Source organism: Pseudomonas lutea (genome assembly GCF_000759445.1).
GTDB lineage: Bacteria > Pseudomonadota > Gammaproteobacteria > Pseudomonadales > Pseudomonadaceae > Aquipseudomonas > Aquipseudomonas lutea.
Window position 1 is genome coordinate 2336587 of sequence record NZ_JRMB01000001.1, and the last position, 21708, is coordinate 2358294.

11 protein-coding genes are annotated in these 21708 nt (G+C 60.2%); 5 read left to right on the forward strand and 6 right to left on the reverse strand.

All coding sequences use genetic code 11. The annotated features are described in order from the left end of the window. Positions 1-7: 7 nt before the first annotated feature. Both LT42_RS10035 and LT42_RS10040 read right to left on the reverse strand, forming a co-directional pair. Positions 8-8272: a two-partner secretion domain-containing protein gene (locus LT42_RS10035; protein WP_276209506.1), complete on the reverse strand. Its 8265-nt coding sequence runs from the start codon at positions 8270-8272 to the stop codon at positions 8-10. A gap of 31 nt (positions 8273-8303) precedes the next feature. Continuing rightward, positions 8304-10025, reverse strand: a complete 1722-nt coding sequence (locus LT42_RS10040; RefSeq protein ID WP_037012026.1) for a ShlB/FhaC/HecB family hemolysin secretion/activation protein — start codon at positions 10023-10025, stop codon at positions 8304-8306. A gap of 584 nt (positions 10026-10609) precedes the next feature. Between LT42_RS10040 and LT42_RS10045 the strand changes: the two genes are divergently transcribed. The 3 genes from LT42_RS10045 to LT42_RS10060 all read left to right on the forward strand — a co-directional run bounded on the left by LT42_RS10045 (position 10610) and on the right by LT42_RS10060 (position 13022). After that, the gene (locus tag LT42_RS10045) at positions 10610-11077 is read left to right on the forward strand and encodes a DUF1203 domain-containing protein (RefSeq protein ID WP_037012027.1); all 468 of its coding nucleotides are present in this window, start codon (positions 10610-10612) and stop codon (positions 11075-11077) included. Positions 11078-11511: 434 nt separating this feature from the next. Further along, complete coding sequence (locus LT42_RS10055) at positions 11512-12213, forward strand: glutathione S-transferase family protein (protein ID WP_037012031.1); 702 nt, start codon at positions 11512-11514, stop codon at positions 12211-12213. A gap of 245 nt (positions 12214-12458) precedes the next feature. Next, positions 12459-13022, forward strand: coding sequence for a TetR/AcrR family transcriptional regulator (locus LT42_RS10060; RefSeq protein ID WP_037012033.1), 564 nt, complete (start codon positions 12459-12461; stop codon positions 13020-13022). A 206-nt stretch (positions 13023-13228) separates the two neighbouring features. On the opposite strand, the gene LT42_RS10065 is transcribed toward LT42_RS10060, so the two are convergent. Both LT42_RS10065 and LT42_RS26235 read right to left on the reverse strand, forming a co-directional pair. Then, the gene (locus LT42_RS10065) at positions 13229-13561 is read right to left on the reverse strand and encodes a zinc-binding dehydrogenase (protein WP_052075214.1); all 333 of its coding nucleotides are present in this window, start codon (positions 13559-13561) and stop codon (positions 13229-13231) included. Between the two features lie 317 nt (positions 13562-13878). After that, the gene (locus tag LT42_RS26235; protein WP_276209507.1) at positions 13879-14916 is read right to left on the reverse strand and encodes a hypothetical protein; all 1038 of its coding nucleotides are present in this window, start codon (positions 14914-14916) and stop codon (positions 13879-13881) included. Between the two features lie 125 nt (positions 14917-15041). Here LT42_RS26235 and LT42_RS10075 point away from each other — a divergent pair, with 125 nt between their 5' ends. Next, positions 15042-15602: a hypothetical protein gene (locus tag LT42_RS10075; protein WP_037012035.1), complete on the forward strand. Its 561-nt coding sequence runs from the start codon at positions 15042-15044 to the stop codon at positions 15600-15602. A gap of 39 nt (positions 15603-15641) precedes the next feature. On the opposite strand, the gene LT42_RS10080 is transcribed toward LT42_RS10075, so the two are convergent. Both LT42_RS10080 and LT42_RS10085 read right to left on the reverse strand, forming a co-directional pair. Then, positions 15642-17012 (reverse strand): sensor histidine kinase, encoded by a 1371-nt coding sequence (locus LT42_RS10080; protein ID WP_037012036.1) that lies wholly within the window; start codon positions 17010-17012, stop codon positions 15642-15644. Further along, positions 17005-17751, reverse strand: a complete 747-nt coding sequence (locus LT42_RS10085) for a response regulator transcription factor (RefSeq protein WP_037012039.1) — start codon at positions 17749-17751, stop codon at positions 17005-17007. The genes LT42_RS10080 and LT42_RS10085 overlap by 8 nt, the downstream gene beginning before the upstream one ends. Before the next feature lie 583 nt (positions 17752-18334). On the opposite strand from LT42_RS10085, the gene LT42_RS10090 reads away from it, so the two are divergent. Further along, on the forward strand, positions 18335-21088 hold the full coding sequence (locus tag LT42_RS10090) for an ATP-binding protein (RefSeq protein WP_037012040.1): 2754 nt from the start codon (positions 18335-18337) through the stop codon (positions 21086-21088). Positions 21089-21708: the final 620 nt, after the last annotated feature.

Here is a 21708-nt window from a genome sequence, read left to right on the forward strand (position 1 = left end):
CTCACCTTCACGGCACATAAACTGTTGTAGCGCTTTCGATGACTTCGCCTTTTAGCCGTCCCTTCCCTTGCGCCCCAAACTGATTGACAAAATAATCGGTGAATTCTTGATAGCTGGTCTTACTAGCAGTTCCGCTTTTCACCTCAAGACCGTGTAATTTACCATTTGCGTCACGGACTACAATGTCATACCTACGATCACCGAGAGGCCCTTTAACGACCATCTCAGTGCCTACAACTTCCATTCCATTTGCTTCTAAATGCTTAGCAAACTCATCTGCCTTAACTGTTCCCGGAGGAGCTAGACCCTTCGGGCTAGCAAATTTTCCGTCAGGGGTTCGATAGCTTCCATCTGAATGCAGATTTACTTCGGGGGCTAGGTCGGTCTCTGGACCAACTTTCTTCCCGCCCGTCGCATCTGGGCTTACTACCTCTTTTGCACCGCCCGTCGCAGCTGTACCTGCTACCTCTTTTGCACCTTCCCCATAAGCCTTCAACAAAAGCTTACCAGTCCCCCGCAAAATAATCGCCTCGGCGACCGACTCAGCGGCATTTCTGGCCAACGCCGTCAATGCACTGTTGTCTGGCGTGTTGTTTGCGGGATTGAGAGAGCTGAGGACCCGTTGTCCCTCGGTTGACACATACGGCCCGGTGATAGCGCTTGCAGACTCGGCTGCACTGGTGAACGACCATGCCGCCACGCCGCCAAGACCGGCGGGAACCGCGCAACCAAAAATAGACACACATCCCGGCAGTGTTGCAGCGGCGCCCAGTGACGAACTCCCGCCGATGAATGTATTCACACCGGTGCTGACAAGAGCGCCGGTCCGGGTTGCCGCCTCATCATGCCGGGCGATGAAGTCGTCGGCACTGTCCATGTAGCCGTAGTCAAACTGACCTGTCGCTTTCAGTTCAGCCAGTTCACGGGTGTAGCCCGCGCCTGCTGCTTCAAGCGCCTGCAGCTCATCATAGTGTTTGTCGGTGGTAGGTACGGAAGCGCTGCAATGAGCCAGGGCGCAGGCAGCCGCATCAAGTCTCACCGCACGGTCCGGATTCTCATTGCGCGCCTTTTCAAGCTCCATCGCAGCGGGTTGATGAAGACCCTTGTTGTACTGCGTTGCGTTCTGGGCAATCCAGCGGCCCTTCTCGAGTGATTTCGCATCCGCGTCGCCTTGTGCGGCTGCTGCTACCACGCCGACGATCTGAGAACTCATGTTCAACAGATTTTGATCGCCTTTGACCAACTCGTTCAGATGCCCAACCAGAGCTTCATTGACCCCGGCCGCCAGTGCGCCCGTTCTGAAATCTCCACCCGTCGCTTCTGACAGCAGGCCGCCCACCATGGCGTGAATGATGACCTTGGGCGGTGTGCCATCCGAGATTTTGCCGTAGGTGTAGTCCCCTACGGCGTTAAAGCTGGCCGCTGCCAAGGTGTTGAACAGTGCGGTTTTCAGTGCATCACTGCCGCTACCGCCTTCACCCAGCGCATTGCTTAGCAGGGTTGACGTTCCGTTTTGCAGAACCTGATTACCCGCAAACTGGCCAACGCCTTCCCATGTGGAAAGATTAGGACCCGTAATCTTTCCGGTGTTTACATCGGTGTGAGTGCCGGTCAAATCATCAAAATACGCAGCGGTCAGGCCAGCGGTTACACCCGAGATGGCATACCCCTTCAGAGCATCGGACGATGTCACGTCCTTGAATACCGCTCCCAGGTTCCCACGGTTGTTGATCACACTCACAGTCGCATTAGTCGCGGCGCCTGCGGCCACAGCACCCGCTCCTGCGGTCAGGAACGCCGCAGTATTGACGCCCATCGTTCCGGCAGTGACCGCCGCGCCGGTAGAAGCACCTACCGCCCCCATTGCCATGGGGCCTACTACCGCTGCCATGACGATGGCGATAATGATTTGCGATGCGGGGCCTAGCCCCGAGTTGCTGTATTTGAAGCTGTCGTGGATCTCCTTGACCTGCCGCCAATCCACATCACCGCGCTTCTCGGCATCCTTGATCCAAGCCAACTGCGGATCGGCCTTGACCATTGCATCAATCGATTGGGTGACGCTTTCCTGATTGACTTGATTGATGTCGATCTTCAAACCGGCGACAGCTTTGATCGCAACATTACCTTCGGCGATTAATTGGCTCTGGCGGACGGTCTCGTCGGTGTTTCCTTTACCTTTGGAGGAGACCCAGAACGCATTGTTATTGCTCTTCTCATGGCTCTCTTGATGCAGGTCCTTGACCGCCTCGAAGGTGATAGCACCAGCGCTGTCCAGAGTAATGTCCTTACCACTTTGGAGCTTGGCGAGTTGATAGGTCTGGTCGCCTCCACTCTCGAGTATCAGGTCGCCGCCGGTTTTGATTTCTGTGCCGACATTGGTAACGCGGGTGACCTCATCGCGCTGGGTCTTTTTGGAACCCCAGCCGCTGTTTTTCTTCATGTCGTAGAGGGTGTGCGTGCTGTTCTCAGCCGCCAACAAACTCAACTTATCCCCGCTATACAGATAAGCCTCATTCCCCGCGCTGATCTTGCTCGCCACAATCGTCGTATCGCGCCCGGCCTGGCTCACAAAATCCCCACCCGCCGTCAACACGCTCGCCACTTGGGTGGTCTGGTCGTCCGAGGTCTTGATGCGTTCCTTGCCGTGTTTTTCCTTGCCCTCGACGTTGTGCATGTCGCTGACCGACGCCACGTTGAAGTCGCGCCCAGCCTCAACGGTCAGGTCTTTGCCGGCCGTGGCCGTGCTGCCGATGATGTTGACGTCCTGCCCGGCCTTCATGTTGAGGTTGCCGCCCGCCGTGACGCTGGCGGCGAGGTTTTTGACGTCGGTGGTGATGCTGGATTTTTCGCCGCCGTCGCGGCTCTCGTGCGTGATGCGGGTGTCGCTGGCGGCAATCAGGTTAAGGTCACGGCCGGCGGTCAGGTTGGCGTCTTTGCCAGCGGTGAGTACGCCTTGGTTGGTGAGGTCGCGGCCAGCGTCGATGGCGAGGTTTTCGCGGGCGACGATGGTGCTCGCGCTGGTATCGGTGAGGGTGCGCATGCCGGCGCCGTCACGTACCTGGATCGCGGTGTTGTCGTTGGTGATGTCGCCCTTGAGGGCGGCGAGGCTGACTTGGTTGCCGCGAATTTCGCCGGCCATGGCGTTTCGGATGCTGTCCTGGGCCAGCAGGCTCAGGTTGTTGCCGGCTTCGATCAGGCCGCCGTTGTAAAGGCTGCCGGTGCTGACGGCGGTGAAGTTGTTGCTGGCGCGCAGGGTGCCGACGTTGATCAGGTCGCCGCCGGTGACCAGGTTGAGATCGCGGCCCTGGATCAGGCTGTTGCCGCGTACGTTGCGTGATTCGGCCTGGGCCAGGTAGAGCACGGGCACGAGGACGGTCTGGCCCTCGACCACCCGGTTTTCCATCCACACGATGTCGTGGGTCAGGGCGCCGACTTGCTGGCTGGTGAGCGTCACGCCGAGGCTCAGGCGCAGGGCGTCTTTGCTCGCCAGGGCGTTGTCCATCAGGTAACGGAACTGGTCGGCGTCGCTGTAAAGGCCGCCGACGAGGAAGCGTTGGCCGGTTTGCGCGAGGACGGCGTCGCGGATCAGGCGGCTCTCGTATTGGCCATCGCCCAGGCGGCGCCAGGCGTTGTCACCGGTTAACCCGAGCTTGCCGAGCATGTAGTCGGAGCTGAGGAAGCCCGCGGTGGTGGCAAATTCCGGGTTGGTTTCGATCAGGTAATGGCTGGTAGGGTCGGGGTTTTTGACGAACAGGCCGTACTCGCCCTTGGGCGTCTGGAAGTTCGGCGCGGTGGTCGGGTCGACCGGCGCGAACGGCGTGCCGGTGTAGTCCACGGGTACGAAGCCGCCGCCGGGGGCGACGCTGGCAACCGGCAACACGCTGCCGGCGCCTTGGGCGCTTGGGTCGTTGGCGTGTTTGCTCAGGTTGATGTTGATGCCGCCGACGGGGATGCCGGTCTGGTCATCGCCCAAGGTGCCGGTCAACTGCGCCAGGGTGTTGTTATGCAGCGTGCCGTTTTGCAGGGTGCGCGCGACGTTGAGGTTGACGGTGCCGCCGGCCTGCATCGTGGCGGCGTAGCCTGGGCCGCCGTTGTCGGTCCAGGTGGTAACGTCGCTTGAGTGGGCGAAAGGCTGGCTGTCGGGTGAGCGGTTTTTCAGTTCCTCGAAGCGCGCCTTGTCGAAATTCCCAGCCGCCGTGGCCGCATTGAACGCTGGAACGTCGACATATTGCATGCGTTCAAACAAATCATCGGAAACGTGACCTGGCGTGCTGACGACAATCTTGCGCTCCCCTGTGCGCGTCGCGGCGCCCTGATTCAGCAGGTCACCGGCGGTGATACTCAGGTCGCCATTGGCAGCCATCAAGCTGTAGCGGTTCTGCACATTGTCGCCTTGCACCAGCATGTTTTTGCCAGCCACCAGGCGCGCAGCTACCGAATCCTTGGTCGCCGCCTCAAGGTACGTCTCGTAGATGGTGATCTCGCCACGTTCCCAGCTGTCTTTCTCGCCGCAGTGCTGGTAACAGATCCAACTCAGGCTGCCGGTGGTCAACGTCTGCCCGAGTTCGAATTCATCTTTGGCGTTTTCGACAAAGCCTGCATTGATGCCGATGGAGCCTTCGCTTTCCACGGTGCCGGAGCGGTTGCTGAACAGCGCCGCCTTGCCGCCATCCGCCGCTGCAAAACTCAGGTCGCCCTTGCTGTAAACGTCGCCATACAGGTTGCTGAAACCATTGCCGCGCAACGTCATGTCGCCGCCGCTGAACAACAGCGTGTCTGCCGCGTTGTTGATACCGTTGACGGCCGTCAGGTTCACCGCGCCTTGAGCACCGAGGGTGCCCCGGTTATTGATCTGCGCCGCTGCGATGTCCAGCTGCTGACGCGCAGTGAGGAAACCGAGGTTGTCCAGAGTCCCGCCCAGTTTGACCTGGATATTGACGCCTGCGAGACGCCCGTCGTTCTGGCTGAGGTTATTCGCCGCCACACTCAGTGTTTGCAGGGCTGACACCCGGCCGCTGTTGGTCATGTCGCCGGTGGTGGTGATGCTCAAGTCACCGTCGCTGAGCAGTTCTCCGCCGTTGTTCAGGCTGGCTACGTCGAGGATCAAACCCTTGCCGCTGGCCATGCGGTCGCCCGCCTTCAGGGTCAGGCCTTGGGTGCTTTTATAGGTGAGGACTTCGTTTAGTTGCACGCTCCCCAGGCCATCGACGGTGCCGAATGCCCAATCGGCGCTGCCCATGCCATTGATGCTGCCCTGGCTGCCGCTGAGGCTGGCGGTGTTGAGGCGGAACAGGCCAGAACCTGCGTGCTGCAATTGCCCGGATTGGTTGTTCAGGCTGGCGGCATCGAGGCTAAAAGCCGTGCTCCCGAATTCGAGGGTGCCGTTCTGGTTGTTGAGTGCGCCGCTGAGGTTAAGGCTGCTACTGGCACCACCCAGTGCACGCAGCTGGCCGCCGGCGCTATTGTCGACGTTGCCGCCGATTAGGGTCAGACCCTGGTTGGCCTCGATCAGGCCGCCGTTGTTGGTGAGCGTGTCGCGTGAAGTCAGGTTGAGCAAGTTGCCGCTGATCTGGCCGTTGCCGCTGTTGTCGAGGGTCCCACCGCTGACGGTTACCTGCTCTTTGCCGAACAGCTTGCCGCCGCGATTGGCCAGGGCTTCGACGGTCAGTTGCAAGTTGCCGAGCAAGCTTGCCATCAGGCCACCGTCGCCGTTGTCCGCCGTGTTGGCGGTGACGGTCAGGGTATCGCCCTGCACGGTGCCACCGCTGTTGTTCAGGCTGCCGGTGTCCAGCTGGGTGTGTGCGCCTCCGCTGAGGATCAGGCCTTTACGATTGGACACATCGCTGCCGCTATAGCTCAGGCCTTGATCGCCAGCCAGCAGTTGGCCGCCGTCGTTGTTCAGGTGTTGGGCGGTAATGTCCACGCGCTTGCCGCGTAAAGTGCCGCCGCTGTTATCGAGGGTGGTGAGGGCCTTGACCAGAATGCTGCGCTCACCCGCATCAAGGGTTCCGCCAGCGTTGGTCAGCAGGTCGCTGACGTTGAGGGTGATGTCGCCGCCGTCGCTGACCAGTGCACCTTTATTGCTGTTGGTGAAGGTCGGCGCAGTCATTTCGATCGACTGGCCGAGCAGGATCCCCGCGCTGTTGTCGAGGCGCTCGCCGCGCAGTTGCAACAGGCCTTCGCTTTGAATGCGGCCTTGGGCGTTGAGCAATTGGCCCGGCCCTTTGAGCAGCAGGCTCACACCCTGCGCACCGCCGGCCAGCAGACCCGCGTCACGGTTGTCCAGGCTGGACGCGCGCACGTCGAGTTGATCACCCAGCACACGCCCGGAACGGTTGTCGATGTCACCGCCACTGGCGTCGAGCAGAATCTGCTTGCCAACGATCACGCCGCTCTGGTTGTTCAGTTTCGCGGCGTGCAGCTCCACGTTGCCCTGCCCGGCTTGCAAGCGGCCCTGAGCGTTATCGAGCTGCTGGGCGGTCACCAAGGTCAACTTGCCGGTATTGGCGCTGAGTACGCCATTGGCGTTGCTGCTAACGCTGCCTGCGTTGAGATTCAGGTCAGTGCCGGCCTGGGCAAACCCCAGGCTGTTGTTGAAGGCATTGGCAACGGAGAGGTTCAGCGCGCCGTTGTCGGCCTGGATCAGGCCCTTTTGACTGTTGTCGAGGTCGCTGGCGTTCACCGTCAGCGCACCGGCGACCAGCACACCGTTCTGGTTGTTGAGACTGGCTGCGTTGACGGTCAGGTCGTTGGCGACGATTTGCCCGCCACTGTTGTTCAGGTCGGCGCTGCTGAGCACCAGGCTGCCACCGGCCATTTCAATGCGGCCCTGGCGGTTATCCAGGGAGGTAGTGTTGAGCGTCGCGGCCTGGCCTTCACCGAAGCGAATCAAGCCGCCCAGGTTGGCAATGGCCGGTGCACTTATTGCCAGGCTTTGCTCGCCGAAGATGCGTGCGGCGGCGCCCTGATTGGTCAGGGTGCTCGTATTGACGCTGACGGTTTTGGCCTGGACGATGCTGCCCTGGTTGGTCAGCGCCTGCGCGGCGGTGATCGCCAAGGCGCGGCTGGCCAGCAGGTCGCCACTGGTGTTGACGGTTTGCGCGTTCACCACGAGGTCGCCGGTGGCGTTGCGGCTGTTGTCCGCTGCCACGCCCGCTTCGATGATGCCGGCATTGGTCACGCTGGCCGCGTTGAGTTCAATGCGTTGGCCGGCGGCCACGCTCTTCTGGTTGACCAGGGCTTGAGCGCTGGTGACGTTTACGTTGCCGGTGGCGTAAACCTTGTCAGTCAGGTTGACGCTCTGCGCCGTAACCCTGATGTTACCGGTGGCCGCCGCCTGAGCCATGCTCAGGCGCCCATTGGCATCCAGTTGAATATCCCCGCCACTGGCCGCCAGCGTGCCGTCCAGCTTCACGCCCACACCGGCTTCGGTGCCCACCAGCTTGATCGCCCCTGCGTACATCCCGCCAAGGGCCGATGAGTCAATCGCCAGCTCGGGCTTGGTGCTGCCATCGTCGGCGCGGGGTGTGGCTGTCAGGCTTTGGGCGTCCACATCGTTGCGACCGGCGATCACATTCAGTTCGCGCGCATTGATCTGCGCGTTGATCTTGGCCGAGCGAGTGATGATGTCGAAGCGGTCGACGTTGCTGGCGTTCAGGCCTTCACCGTCGATGGTCACGGCGCCGCCGTCGACCTGGTAGCTTTTCAGTTGGCCGTTCGCGTCGAGCACGGGCTTGCCGGTGGTGAGGGTGACGTTCGGTGTGTTGATGAAGCCGCAGCCGCTGCAGGTGACGCCGTACGGGTTGGCAACGATGACTTTGGCCGACTGCCCCGCCACTTCGGTGTAGCCGCGCAACTGGCTGGGGTTGCTGCCGGTGACTTCGTTGAGGATAACGTTGGCCGCGCCGCCCTTGAGGTTGGGGTTGCCGACGATGTAGCCGCCCAACTGGGTGTTGGCCATAGTGCCGGTGGCATTGTTGAGGATCACGCCGTTTGCGCCGACGTTGTAGTCCTGGAACTTGTTATGGGACAGGCCGCTGCCGTTCGGCGTGGCGATGTTCACCACGGGCACGCCGTTGCCCGCCTGACCTACGGTGGTGCCCGGCGCACTGACCACGATGCCTTCGGCCTGAGCCAGCAGTGGCTGCCAGAACAGCGCGTTGATCAGGATCAGCACCAGGCCGCGCTTGGGCAGACCGAAGAACGAGTCCCGCGGCTTCAGCGCAGCAGAAGGTTGGCGGGCAAGGAAGGCAAACTGGCGAACGTCCATTGTCAGATTCTCGATGTAACGGGGCGTTGAATTACAGGAAGAAATCCATGCGGAAGTAGATCGGCGCTTCGCGCTCGGTGACCACTCCCGGTCTTTCTAAAGAATGGGCAAAGGTCACGCTGGTGCTGACGTACTTGCCCCGAGCGAACAGCTCCAGAGAATTACTGGACACGCGACCATGTACGTCGCCGTTGTAGCGGTCGTTGCTGATCACGCCCTGGTCGTAGCCGACGCTGGTGCCGTACTCGGCAAAGGCCGGGCGCATCCAATCCAGCGTTACCGGGCGTGCCCAGCGCACTTCGTTGCGCCAGTAACCGCCGCTGTCGCCGGTCAGTTGCTGGTCCTTGAGACCGCGTACCGAGGCCGAGCCACCCAGGCTAATGCGCTGCGGGCTGAAGAGAATGTCTTCACTGCGCTGACCGGTGGCCAGGCTGGAAAAGCTGAACGACTCGCCCCACAGCGTGAACGGCTGCAGGTAACTGACGGTGGCGGTGTATTTGCGGTAGCGCGAATTGGCCTGCCGGTTGCCTAACTCATCGCGTTCTTCTTCAGACTGGGCATCGAGTAGGCCGATGCCGTTCTGCATGCCCAGGTCAAGGTTGACGAACGCATTGCCGATGCGCCGACCGTGGTTGATGCCGAGCTGGAGTTCGCTGAGGCGGTTACTGCTCGGCTCGGTGCGCACGTCGAGAACGTAGTTGTTGGTACGCAGATGAGCCAGGCCGGCGTTCACCGAGGTCTTGCTCACGTCATCGCGATGGATCACCCGCTCGGCGCGCAGTTGGTGGTTCTCGTTGTCGCCATTGAGCTTGAATTTGCTGCTGTCGGTCTCGCCGTAGGTGCGATAGTCGCTTTCGCTGTACGTGTAGCTGAAGTTCCACCAGCCCCACGGCACGTTGTAATACAGCATGTTGTTTTTCGAGGTTTTCTGGTGGTCGCTGACAGCGTCGTGGCCGCTGCGCAGTATCAATTGGTCGCCCAGGCCCAGCGGACTGTCCCATTCCAGCCCTGCGTCCCATTGCTGTTCACCGGTGCTTTCCTGACCGTCGTTGTTACGCGACAGGCTCGCGCGCCAGGGCTTTTGCGGGACGTTGTTGACCACCACTTCACTGCCGCCGATCTGCTGGCCCGGGGTCAGTCGCATCTGCGCCTGCCTGGAGGGCAAACGGTTGAGCTGGTCCACCAGTTGTTCGATCTCGCGCAGGTCGAGCGCCTCGCCGACCTTGCCGGGAAAGGCCATGGCCAGCTCGCGGTCCGTCACGGTACTGCCCTCGGCGGCTTTCAACGCTTCGAGTTTGCCTTCGACCACCAGCACCTGCAGGTGACCGCTGGAGAGGTCTTGTTGCGGCAAGTAGGCACGGCTGGTGACGCGGCCCTTGTCGATGTAGTAGTCGGTGATGACCTTGAGCAGTTCATTGAGCTGCGTCACGCCCAGGCATTGGCCGATGTAGGGTTTGAGCAGACGCGTGCGGTCAGTGTCGGACAGGCTGTCGGCACCCTTGAGCTCGATATCCTGAATCGGGAAGCAACGACTATCGGCCGGCGTGGCCGGGGCCTCGGGCTTGGCCTGTTTGCCGGGCAAGTCCTGAAGCTCTTGCAGGCGGCGGCTCTGCTCTTCGAGAAGGCGGTTCTGCCGGTCGCGGATCAGGTCCTGATCGCCGGGCGTTGGGGCAGCGGTGGCGCTGTTCAGGCTCATACACGCGAGCAGAAAAGTGCAAAGCAACAACCGAATCCGTGGCAATGACAAGGGCATGTTCGATCCGTCGAAAAATCAAGGGGCGGCAAATTAACATCGAATCCCGTTGATCCAAAGCGTTGGATCAGGTGGGCATTCGCGCCTGATAAATCTGCAAGGCTTTGATGGGCAGTAAAACAAGGCGCCAGGAAAGAGTTACAGCCTGTTACCGGAAAGTGCTCTCCGACAAGCGGCGGGCCATCAGTTGAGGATCAGCACGCCTGATGGACTGCTACTAAATGGCCATCATTCCGAAGAGATACCTTAGTGCCAAGCAATGCAGAAAAGTTCGCGCAGATTCTGTGAATTGGATCCCAATTATTAAATCACGGCACTGAATTCCAGACTCGCCCTGCATCCTGCGGTGCTTGTCTCAGCCACAACGTCAACGGATGCGTTCTTCTCTCACCCAAGAGAAGATCACCCCTCATCTCTTTACGGCCAATGCAGAGTCAGCTTCGGGTCGATAGCTGTCAGTTGCAGCTCTCTGGTTTCCACTCAAAGCAGCCGGTCGGGGCAGTTGAATAAGGCAGCAAGAATCGGATAGTAAGTACTGTGCGTCTCACAGTCTGATAGGACTCCGAACCAATAGGAGTCCGACCATGGCGTTCCGTATAACTGGCCTTGCCCCCGAGCCATTCCAGTCACTTTATGGATTGCCCGACCAGGATCTGGCATCTTTTGGAGTGAAGCGTTACATCGTCGACAGCAACCCGGGTTTTCCTGACCGTATCGAAATGAAAGATGCGGAACTGGGTCAGAGCGTGTTTTTACTCAACCATGTCTGTCAGCCAGCCAAGACGCCATACCGCGCTTCACACGCGATCTTCATACGGGAGTGGGCTACGCAAGCTTATGACGCAGTCGACCAGGTACCTGAGTCAATGCGCATCCGCCTGCTATCACTTCGTGCTTTCAATGATGATGGGATGATGCTGGACGCCGACGTAGCTGATGGAATGGTGATGGAACCTGTAGTCACTCGGATGTTTGCCAATCCAGAGGTAAGTTACATTCATGTTCACAATGCCAAACAGGGTTGCTACTCAGGGCGAATAGATCGGGCGTAGTTAACGCAGGTCTGTTTGGCCATTCCTTCTATCGAGTCTACCGGTTACCGACTGACCGCTCTTGCCCGCTGCGGCCGGTTGCAACTGACCGATCTTGTCCCAGAGTTGACTGTCAGCTGCACCCTTCTTCTCGTACCCATACTGCCTAGCCAGCTTGAACCACGTGGCCTTGCTGGAGTTGCAGTACGCGGTCAAATCCATGCAGGCCGGCATCTCGGATAAAGCACGTGAATCGCGCCCGACGCCACGCGGCGCGCGCCCTTCCGGATCGAACCGAGCGAGACACCTCAATCGAACCAATGCAGCCAGACACCGCAAGAAAAAATTTACCTAACAATCGTTAGATAGGTGTTGACGTGGGTCAGCTGCTTCGCTAAGGTTTATCTACCTAACGAGTGTTAGGTAGACAAACCACCTCTTTTGCAGGATTAACCATGACTACTCAACTCCAGCTTTTCACTTCACCTTCGGCCTTCCCTAACCCGCAGCGTCTGCGCCTGTTCATGCACGAAAAGGGCATCGCTGACCAATTTGCCGAGACCATCTACGACATGTCCCCTGTCGGCGAACAGCGTGGCTGGCGTCATTTGAATATGAACCCGTGGGGCGAAACGCCCACCCTTCAACTGGCTGACGGAAGCTACATTTCAGAAACGGCTGCCATCGTTCGTTATCTCGATCAGGAGTATCCCGGTCGCAAGATCATGGGAGCGACCCCACTGGAACAGGGTCTGGACAACATGTGGGATAACCGGGTGTGGGTGCACATCCTGTACCGCATCGTTACCGCGTTCCATGTGTTGCACACCGGGCTCGGCTTCAAGCTGGAACTGACCAAAAACGAAGCCTGGGGCGAGCACTGCCGTAAGGAAGCGTTGGCTCACGCTGCACTGGTCAATCGTCATTTGTCAGACGGACGCGAATGGCTGCTGGGCGGCGATGCCCCGACCTTCTCGGACATTACTCTGGCAACCGCGATCGCCTTCTCGAAATTTCCGGTCAACGCTACCCCATTGGATGAGCGTTTTGAGTTCCTGGACGCGTACTGGCAGCGCTGGACCAAGCGTCCGAGCTTCCAGGCTGCCTACGCTGATGGCAACAGCGGCATTCCTGAACTGGATTCGCCAGCCCAATAACGGTATCTCAATGGAAACTCCGTACGCCGAGATCGCCACACGCAGGCTTTCTCGGTGACGGCAGTGGTCTCCTTGGTATCGGATGACGATGCCGCCTGCTGAACCTTAATGGAACGGCTGCTGTTAAACATCCAACTCGCCTTGAGCTCGCTGCTCTCAATGGCAATCTACCGGTCACACAGCAGGCCTTTGCTGTAAATTAGCCACCCTGTTTAAGAGATCGTCCCAAGACGAAAGGCATCAAGATGAGCGTCAACGCCAAAGAGGCCATTTTGCTGGCTGCCAAGAAAATCGCCCAATCGCAGGGCTACAACGGTTTGAATTTCCGCGACCTTGCGCAAGCCGTTGGTATCAAAGCGGCGAGTATTTACTACCATTTCCCAAGCAAAGCCGACCTGGGCATTGCCGTAGCCAAACGGTATTGGGAGGACGGCGCGCTCGCGCTCGAGACGATCGAATCTGAAAGCTCTTCCCCGATCGAGGCCTTGCGTCGCTTTCCCGAGATCTTCCGCAGATCGCTTGAGGCCGACAATCGTCTCTGCCTGGGGAGCTTCATGGGGGCTGAAACCGACACTCTGCCCACCGAGATGACGAAAGAAATTCAGACCTTTGCTGATGTGAACATTGCGTGGCTAACCAAGCTTCTATTGGCTGCGAAGGTGTGCGAACCCAGTGAGAGTGAATCCCGAGCACGTGCCATTTTTTCCGCTATTGTCGGTGCCCAGCTCTTCGCCAGAAGTCGCTCGGACATCTCGCTTTTCGATGCCCTGGTCGATTCGTACCGCGCGTATGGGCCGTTGCCGGCGTAGCAGCTGAGAATGACTCCCGTGGGGCGATCATTCAGCTGAGCCAGTGTTTTTGCGGTGTTGGGTTTTGTGGCAGCGTGCGGCATGAGTAACAAGCTCTACATTGAAACCGGGCAGAAGCCGCCGCTCGCCACCCATACAACCACAGCCACCTCAAACGAAAGGTGACGCCCGGGGGCCGTCTATGACGCGCACCGGGCGATTTCCATTTACAACACCTTTAGCACGATCTTGCCGACATGGTCGCCCTGTTCCATTCGCTGATGCGCTTGTGCTGCGTCGGCGAGCGGGAAGACACGGTCGATGATAGCCAGGCATTCGCCTTGACTGAGCAACGGCCAGACATTGGCCCGTATGGCGCGAGCTATCTCGGCTTTTTCCTCCGCGCTGCGCGAACGCATCATCGACCCTGTCACCGAGCCTTGCTTTTCCATCAACGCCAGCAGATTGAAGTCCTTGACGGAGCTGCCGCCCAGAAAGCCGATAACGACCAGTCGGCGGCGTCGCGCAAGTGACGCCACGTTGTTCTCGACCCAAGGCATGCTGCAGCCCTACCCTAACCTTGCCGCCTGGATCGAGCGATTCCAGGCGCGGCCGGCATACATCGCAGCGGTGGCAAAGGGCGGTGATTATAAGTTTGCGGGATAAAGCTCAAAACCTTCTGAGTGGGTGATCATTCATCTACAGATTCCGTACGCGGCTAAAGCACGCTACGTTCCATCCACGGTCCCATCCCTGGATGCACGTCGACGGGGTCGGGCTCTGTGTGCGGGAGCGGGTTCGTGCCCTGCCGGTCGGCTCTGACTGTTCGTTCTCCGTGCCGCAGCTAAGCACATTGAAGCTGCCATGCGGCCCCTCTTCAATTTTGCGAGCAAGCGGCGAATCGCCTACACACGTCGAAGCGCTGATCCAGGTCAGCCATGCGTGCCTGATGTGCGCTCAGCGTTTCCCTCAACAGTTCCTCGTGGGTTCGGTAGTAATACTCAAGCATTGAATTATTCGTGCGCATCGCCTCGCTGCGGTCGGCTGCTTGTCCCTCTGGCACAAGCTTCAGCATTTCGGGAGTTTCGAGCAGACTTAGGTGCTTGGTGTAGTAATCCTTGTAAAGCTGCAATGAACGCGTTTTGGTGGCCTTGAGTTCATTGCCGAACTGCTCCAGATTCTTGCGATATTCGGTCCAATAGGTGTCTGGCATCGTGAACCCCAGGCGCTGCTTGCGTTCCTCTTCAGACTTATCAATCACAGCGGTCGGGAATGACGAGTCATCGGCGTCGGGCCGCATTTTCGCGATGACGCTGGCGTCCACAATCTGCGCGATCATTGCTGCACGCTCCGCTGATTGAGCCGGTGCTTCAGCGCTTTTGGGAAAAAGCGGACCGCGGCCAGCGCAGGCGGGCAGCCCTTTGTCGGTGAGCGCAATCGGCAGGCGCATGACTTTGCCGTCAATCTCGCGCAGCCGGCTAAGAGACACTTGGCACCTATTGCCGAAATAGCGGAAGTCCGCTTCGTACTCGCCGCCGCTCTGCGGCGTGAAGTTGAACCCTACGGTGCACACGCTACCGGTGCTTAGCGTGTTGGCACGTGCGAACAATTCACGGTTTGGCTGCAAGCGCACCTCAAGATAAGCCTTGGCGTCGCTTGGCGCCGCAGCGCTCATGACGGCTCGCCGTCGCGTATTGGCAAGAAACAGATTATTGAGAATGCCTGTGGTTTGGCCGCCGCAGTGTTCGGCGTCGAAGATATCCAGCGTGGCGCTTTCGTTGGTACTGATAAACCGCAGTTTCGCTGCATCCGGTGCGGTGGCATCCACGAAGGTGCCGTTGACACTGCAACCGCCGAGCAAGAGCGCAGCAATACCTACAGCGGCACGGAGGTGTCGTTGGAAAAGAATGAACATGAAAATGTATCGTCCTTGATGTACAAAGCGGCTAAGGGCCATCATGCTAATCAAGCCAGTCGCAGCCGTCCAGCGCGGCTTTCGCCATCGTCTACGTCTTGTTCAGTTCTCACCGAGGATTTGGAATGCTTTGCTCGCAACACCTCTTTGCAATAAGCCTGATTGGCTCATTGGTCGGTTGCTCGTCCTTACCTGCCGAAATGGCGTTGAATTCCCCCGTATACGATGAGAAGAACGCGGGTTTGGTAGTCGGCGCGCTGCTGGAGGGCGGTCCCTACGGGACGTACCTCGAATTTCGCGATACCAAGAGCAACCAAACCTATGGCTGGGGTCCCAAGGATGATTATGCTGCCTGGTTGCCCGCCGGTGACTATGAGGTCAGCGGCTTGGGAAATCGCCAAGGCCTCATGGGCGCTTATTCCAAACCGTTGCGTTTCACGGTCACCCAAGGGCAGCTGAATTATCTTGGCGAGATGGTGTATGGCTGCTCAGCTGTCGCACAACCGGTTGCAGTGTACGGCGTTAAAAACTGCGGCTTTTTGGCATTAGGCGAATGCAGCGTGCCGCGACCCAGCGTGAACGTGTGTGTGGTGGACCGCCAAGACCAGGCGATCAGGCATTTTTTGCAGGAGCATCCCGAACGTCAGGCATTACCCGTGCATAACGCCGTGATGTCCCGTCGCTAAGTCCGACCTTCGAAGGTCTGGCTGTTCGGCTGAAAGTCCTCACTCCTTCACCCCCATAGGCAGCCGCATGGTCATGCGCAGCCCCTGCCCCGTGTTCTCGGCCCACAGATCGCCGCCTTGCAGCCGCAGCGAATTGCGCGCGATGCTCAAGCCCAGTCCGAAACCGCCGTCACCGGGACGCGCGCCGTCCAGGCGGATGAACGGCGCGAAGATGCGCTCCAGGTCGCCTTCGTCGATGCCGCCGCCTTCGTCTTCCAGCCAGAGCAGCCAGTCATCTCCGTCACGACGCCCGTCCAGGCGCACGATCCCTTGCGGGGGTGAATGCCGGATGGCGTTGCGCAGAATGTTTTCCAGCGCCTGTGCCAGCGTATTGAGATGGCCACTCACCCAGCATTCGCTGTCCAGATCGCAACGCAATTGGCGGGACGGCCAGCAGGTTTCGAAACAGGCGTCATCGACGAGCATTTCCCAAAGCGCCACAACCTGAATATCTTCACCGGGAAGTTTTTCGCGTTCGGTGTCCAGCCATGCCAGTTGCAGGGTGTCATCCACCAGCCGGCGCATGCCGTCGACCTCACGCCGCAAGCGCTCGCGCAGTTCAGGCAGGCCTTGCTCGCTGTCGCACGCCACCCGCAGGCGACTGAGCGGTGTGCGCAGTTCATGGGAAAGGTCACGCAGCAATTGCTGTTGAACCTGCACGGTGGAATGCAGGCGCGCGGCCATGTGATCAAACGCGCGGTTCAGCTCGCCCAGTTCGTCGCGGCGCCCGGTCATTTGCGGGGAGAGACGGCTGGACAGTCGGTCGGCACGCCAGGCGTTGGCCTGTTCGCGCAGTTGATTGAGCGGGCGAATCAGCAGACGGTACAGCCCGACGCACAACAGCAAGGTGAAGAGCGCAGGAATCAGCACGTTGGTGAGCATTTGCCCGATGAGCGCGTATCGACCTGGCTTGAAGCGTTCGGGTAATTCGATCACCAGACTGCCTGCGTCGGGGTTGCCGGGGAAGGCAATCTTGAGCCAGGGCACGGTCTTTTGGCGTGTGCTCATGGGCCAGTCAATGCCGCGCATGAAGGTCATGTGTTGCGACTGATCCCTTGTAAGCGGCGCGCTGCCCAGTGGCTGCAAATCGCTGCCGATCACTGTGATCCAGACGTCTTCCTGCTGACGAATGTGCGTCAGCCATGTGTCGATGCCCGCTCGGCCGCCGGTCTCCCATGCCTGTTCAGCCTGGGCCGCATAGCCATTGAGTACCCTATGGGCTTCGGCGCTCAGGTAAGCGTTGCGGGTCTCGATGTAGCGGCCCCAATACCAGCTCAGCCAGATCATCAGCAGGCAGAATCCCACCAACAGAATGGCCAGTTTCCAGAACAGCGAATGGCGGCCGGGCAGCCGTTTGCGCACCTCAGGCATCCAGCACGACCGCCGTCAACACATAGCCTTTGCCCCAGACTGTGCGCACCTGCCGCGCCTGGTATCCGATGGCCTTGAGCTTGCGGCGAATCTGGCTGATGTGCATGTCCAGGCTGCGGTCATGCTGTGAGTAGCCGCGCTGGAGCACATGCTGATAGAGAAAGGCCTTGCTGAGGACGTCTTCGGGATTGCGCCAGAGGGTGTCGAGCAAGCGGAACTCGGTGCCGGTCAACTGTGCCGGGGCCCCCGCGAACAACACGTCGCAACGCCCTTCGTCGAACGTCAGGCCGTGCGCATCTTCGGTGTCGTCATCGGGCTCCGGCGGGCTTACCGTCAGCGCGTGAAAACGTCGCTCGAGTTCGACCCGACGCAGGATGGCCTCGATGCGCACTCGCAGCTCATCGACGCTGAAGGGTTTGGGCAGGTAATCGTCGGCACCGTTCTGAAAGCCGGTGATGCGGTCAGCCTCGGCACCCAGCGCCGACATCAGGATGATCGGCATGCTGTGGCGACGCCGCAGGTGGGTAAGGATGTCGAGGCCGTTCATGCCCGGCAGCAAGATGTCCATCAGCACGACGTCGAACGGCTCTCGCTGCGCGCAGGCCAGCCCTTCGGCGCCATTCTGGCACCAGGTCACCTGAAACCCGCAGCGGTCAAGCTGCTCGTGGACAAAGGCACCGAGCACGGGGTCATCCTCGATGGCGAGTATGTGGGGGCGATGGAGGGTGGCGGGAGTCATTGGCGTCTGCGACTGATTCTCAAGACGCGGATTATTCAAGATTGAGCGTGCCGGGGCAATGCTGGCCCGCCGGTGCCGTGCGCTTTCCAGTGCTGCTGCGGTCAGGGAACAAGGCAACTGGGACACCGTCGATTTTCTCGGTGTCACGTCCAATGCCTTCCCGGCTAAAGCCGGTCCCACAATGCGTACGCGTTTGAATAGTGGAACCGGCTTCAGCAGGTGCCATCAGGCTTGCGCATTCCTGTAGTGGAACCGGCTTCAGCAGGTGCCATCAGGCGTGCGCGTTCCTGCAGTGGGAACGGCTTGAGCAGGTCCCATAGGCCTACGCGTTTTTATAGTGGGACCGGCTTCAGCCGGGAAGAGGCCAGTTTGCGCACCCTCCATTGCGCGGTGTGATGACTGTCGCTTTTCCCCACCTAAAGCGACTGCCGCGTGGGCAGCGTTCCGTCCATCAGATGCTCGTGTGGTTCATCGGGTCAACCCTGGGGAAGCGCAAATGACTACACTGCGCAGATGATCAAGCGTTACGCGCCGCATTGACGCAGCCGTTGCTTGGATTCGTCGGAATTGCTGGAGAACACGTGTGCTGAGAAAAGTGGGCATCAAAGGCCGCGTCATGCTGCTGACCCTGGTGCCGGCCTGCATGATGGCGGCATTGCTCGGGGGCTATTTCACCTGGATGCAACTGTCCGAGTTGCAGACCCAACTGCTCAAGCGTGGCGAGATGATCGCCAACGAGCTGGCGCCCCTGTCTGCCGGTGCGCTGGCTGATGGTGATCAGGCCATGCTGGAGCGTATCGCCGGGCAAGTGCTGGAGCAGGCCGACGTGCGCGCGGTGTCGTTCCTCGACGCCGACCGCGCCATGTTGGCGCACGCCGGGCCGAGCATGATCAACCAGGCCCCGGTCGGTAATAGCTCCCGCATACAGCAGCGTTCGGAAAACGACGCCACGCGCTACCTGATGCCGGTGTTCGGGCGAAGTCGCCACCTGACCGGCAATGTCGTTCCGGCCGAGGCCGACCGCCTGCTGGGCTGGGTCGAACTGGAGCTTTCACACAACGGGACGCTGTTGCGCGGCTATCGCAGTCTGTTCGCCAGCCTGATCCTGATTCTCATCGGTCTGGGTCTGACCGCCATGCTGGCGTTGCGCATGAGCCGCACCATCAATGGGCCGATCACGCAGATCAAACACGTGGTCGCGCAGCTCAAAGACGGCAACCTCGAAGCACGGCTGCCGCCGATGGGCAGTTACGAACTCGACCAGCTGGGCTCGGGCATCAACCGCATGGCGGCGACGCTGCAGAACGCCCAGGAGGAATTGCAGCACAGCATCGAGCAGGCTACAGAAGACGTACGCCAGAATCTGGAAACCATCGAGATCCAGAACATCGAGCTGGACCTCGCCCGCAAGGAGGCCCTGGAGGCCAGTCGGATCAAGTCCGAGTTTCTGGCGAACATGAGCCATGAAATCCGCACGCCGCTCAACGGCATTCTCGGTTTCACCCACCTGTTGCAGAAAAGCGAGCTCACGCCGCGCCAGTACGACTATCTGGGTACCATCGAAAAATCTGCCGACAACCTGCTGAGCATCATCAACGAGATTCTCGATTTCTCGAAGATCGAGGCCGGCAAGCTGGTGCTCGACGCAATCCCGTTCAACCTGCGCGACCTGTTGCAGGACACACTGACCATTCTTGCCCCCGCGGCCCACGCCAAACAGCTGGAGCTGGTGAGCCTGGTCTACCGCGACACGCCGCTGTCACTGGTCGGGGACCCACTGCGGCTGAGGCAGATTCTGACCAATCTAGTCAGCAACGCGATCAAGTTCACCCGCGAGGGGACCATCGTCGCGCGGGCGATGCTGGAGGAAGAGCACGACACCACCGTGCAACTGCGCATCAGCGTGCAGGACACCGGCATCGGGCTGTCCAGTCAGGACGTGCGTGCGCTGTTTCAGGCGTTCAGCCAGGCAGACAACTCGCTGTCGCGCCACTCCGGCGGGACCGGGCTGGGGCTGGTGATTTCCAAGCGGCTGGTCGAACAGATGGGCGGCGAAATCGGCGTCGAGAGCACGCCGGGCGAAGGCTCTGAATTCTGGATCAGCCTGACGCTGCCGAAGACCCGCGACGACCTCGAAGACCTGCCCGCCCCGCCGCTGCTGGGCCGGCGCGTAGCGGTGCTGGAGCATCACGACCTGTCACGCCAGGCGCTTGAGCACCAGTTGGAGGACTGCGGCCTGCAGCCGATGGTCTTCAACAATCTGGAGAACCTCATCAACGGCGTAACGGTGGTGCATCAGACGCCCCACGCCATCGACATGGCCGTGTTGGGGGTGACCGCCCACGAACTGCCACCCGAGCGCCTGCGCCAGCAAATCTGGGACCTGGAAAACCTCAATTGCAAGGTGCTGGTGCTGTGCCCGACCACCGAGCAGGCGCTGTATCAATTGTCGGTGCCTGATGCGTACAACCAGCTGCAAGCCAAGCCGGCCTGTACGCGCAAGTTGCGCCGCGCCCTGTCGGAGCTGATCAATCCCAAGCAGTTGCGCAACGAGGTGCCGGAGCCGCTGTCGAGCCGGCCGCCGCGCATTCTGTGCGTCGACGACAACCCGGCGAACCTGCTGCTGGTGCAGACGTTGCTCGAAGACATGGGCGCGAAAGTGATGGCGGTCGACAGCGGTTACGCAGCCGTGCAGGCGGTGCAGGACGAACCTTTCGATCTGGTGTTGATGGACGTGCAAATGCCGGGCATGGACGGCCGTCAGGCGACCGAGGCGATTCGCGGCTGGGAAAGCGAGCGCCAGGCGACGTCGCTGCCAATCGTCGCTCTGACCGCCCACGCCATGGCCAACGAAAAGCGCGCGCTGTTGCAGAGCGGGATGGATGACTACCTGACCAAACCGATCAGCGAACGCCAGCTTGCGCAGGTGGTGTTGAAATGGACCGGGCTGGCGTTGCGCAATCAGGCACCGGAGCGGCACGTCGAATTTGCCCAGAACGGCCTCAACCTGCAGGTGCTCGATCACGAGGAAGGGCTGCGCCTGGCGGCGGGTAAAGCCGACCTGGCGGCGGACATGCTGGCCATGCTGCTGGCTTCTCTGGCCACCGACCGGGAAGCGATCCGTAACGCCCGCGAGGCCAAGGATACCGTTGCGCTGATTGAACGCGTGCATCGTTTGCACGGTGCGACCCGTTACTGCGGCGTTCCGCAACTGCGCGCGGCGTGCCAGCGCAGCGAAACCCTGCTCAAACAGGATTCTGCCGACAGCGACAAGGCGCTGGACGAGTTGGAGAAGGCGATCAGCCGGCTTGAGACCGAGGCCCGCGTGACGGCTTGATCTGGGTCATCGTGTTCGGTTTTTTAATGGATAGACTGTGGGGTTTCGGTGGTGGATCAGGATGAATAGCGAGTGCTGAAGGGCCCTGTTCGCCAGCAAGCCGGCTCCTACAGTGGATTGGCGTTAGCTTCATATTCCGCGTCCGCCGCCACGTCTGTAGGAGCCGGCTTGCTGGCGAACGCGGTGTGTCAGGCGATGGCGATGTGGCTGGCAGATCGCGGTGTATTAAGCGATGCCGATGGCGCTGACGAATCGCGGTGTATCAGGCAATTACGATGGCGCTCACAGCACGTATTCGCGGGCAAGCGCGCTCCTACAGTGGCTTTGGGTCATCCCCCAATTTCGCGTCCGCCGCCACGTCCGTAGGAGCCGGCTTGCTGGCGAACGCGGTGTATCAGGCGATGACGAAGGCGCGAACAGATCGCGGTGTATCAGGCAATTACGATGGCGCTGACAGCACGTATTCGCGGGCAAGCGCGCTCCTACAATGGGTTTGGGTCAGCCCCCAATTTCGCGTCCGCCGCCACGTCCGTAGGAGCCGGCTTGCTGGCGAACGCGGTGGGTCAGGCAATGACGAAGGCGCGAACAGATCGCGGTGTATCAGGCAATGGCAATGGCGC

Bases quoted from the DNA above. Each gene is read 5' to 3' on its own strand.
- LT42_RS10035 (WP_276209506.1), bottom strand. From the start codon at position 8,272: ATGGACGTTCGCCAGTTTGCCTTCCTTGCCCGCCAACCTTCTGCTGCG.
- LT42_RS10040 (WP_037012026.1), bottom strand. From the start codon at position 10,025: ATGCCCTTGTCATTGCCACGGATTCGGTTGTTGCTTTGCACTTTTCTG.
- LT42_RS10045 (WP_037012027.1), top strand. From the start codon at position 10,610: ATGGCGTTCCGTATAACTGGCCTTGCCCCCGAGCCATTCCAGTCACTT.
- LT42_RS10055 (WP_037012031.1), top strand. From the start codon at position 11,512: ATGACTACTCAACTCCAGCTTTTCACTTCACCTTCGGCCTTCCCTAAC.
- LT42_RS10060 (WP_037012033.1), top strand. From the start codon at position 12,459: ATGAGCGTCAACGCCAAAGAGGCCATTTTGCTGGCTGCCAAGAAAATC.
- LT42_RS10065 (WP_052075214.1), bottom strand. From the start codon at position 13,561: ATGCCTTGGGTCGAGAACAACGTGGCGTCACTTGCGCGACGCCGCCGA.
- LT42_RS26235 (WP_276209507.1), bottom strand. From the start codon at position 14,916: ATGTTCATTCTTTTCCAACGACACCTCCGTGCCGCTGTAGGTATTGCT.
- LT42_RS10075 (WP_037012035.1), top strand. From the start codon at position 15,042: ATGCTTTGCTCGCAACACCTCTTTGCAATAAGCCTGATTGGCTCATTG.
- LT42_RS10080 (WP_037012036.1), bottom strand. From the start codon at position 17,012: ATGCCTGAGGTGCGCAAACGGCTGCCCGGCCGCCATTCGCTGTTCTGG.
- LT42_RS10085 (WP_037012039.1), bottom strand. From the start codon at position 17,751: ATGACTCCCGCCACCCTCCATCGCCCCCACATACTCGCCATCGAGGAT.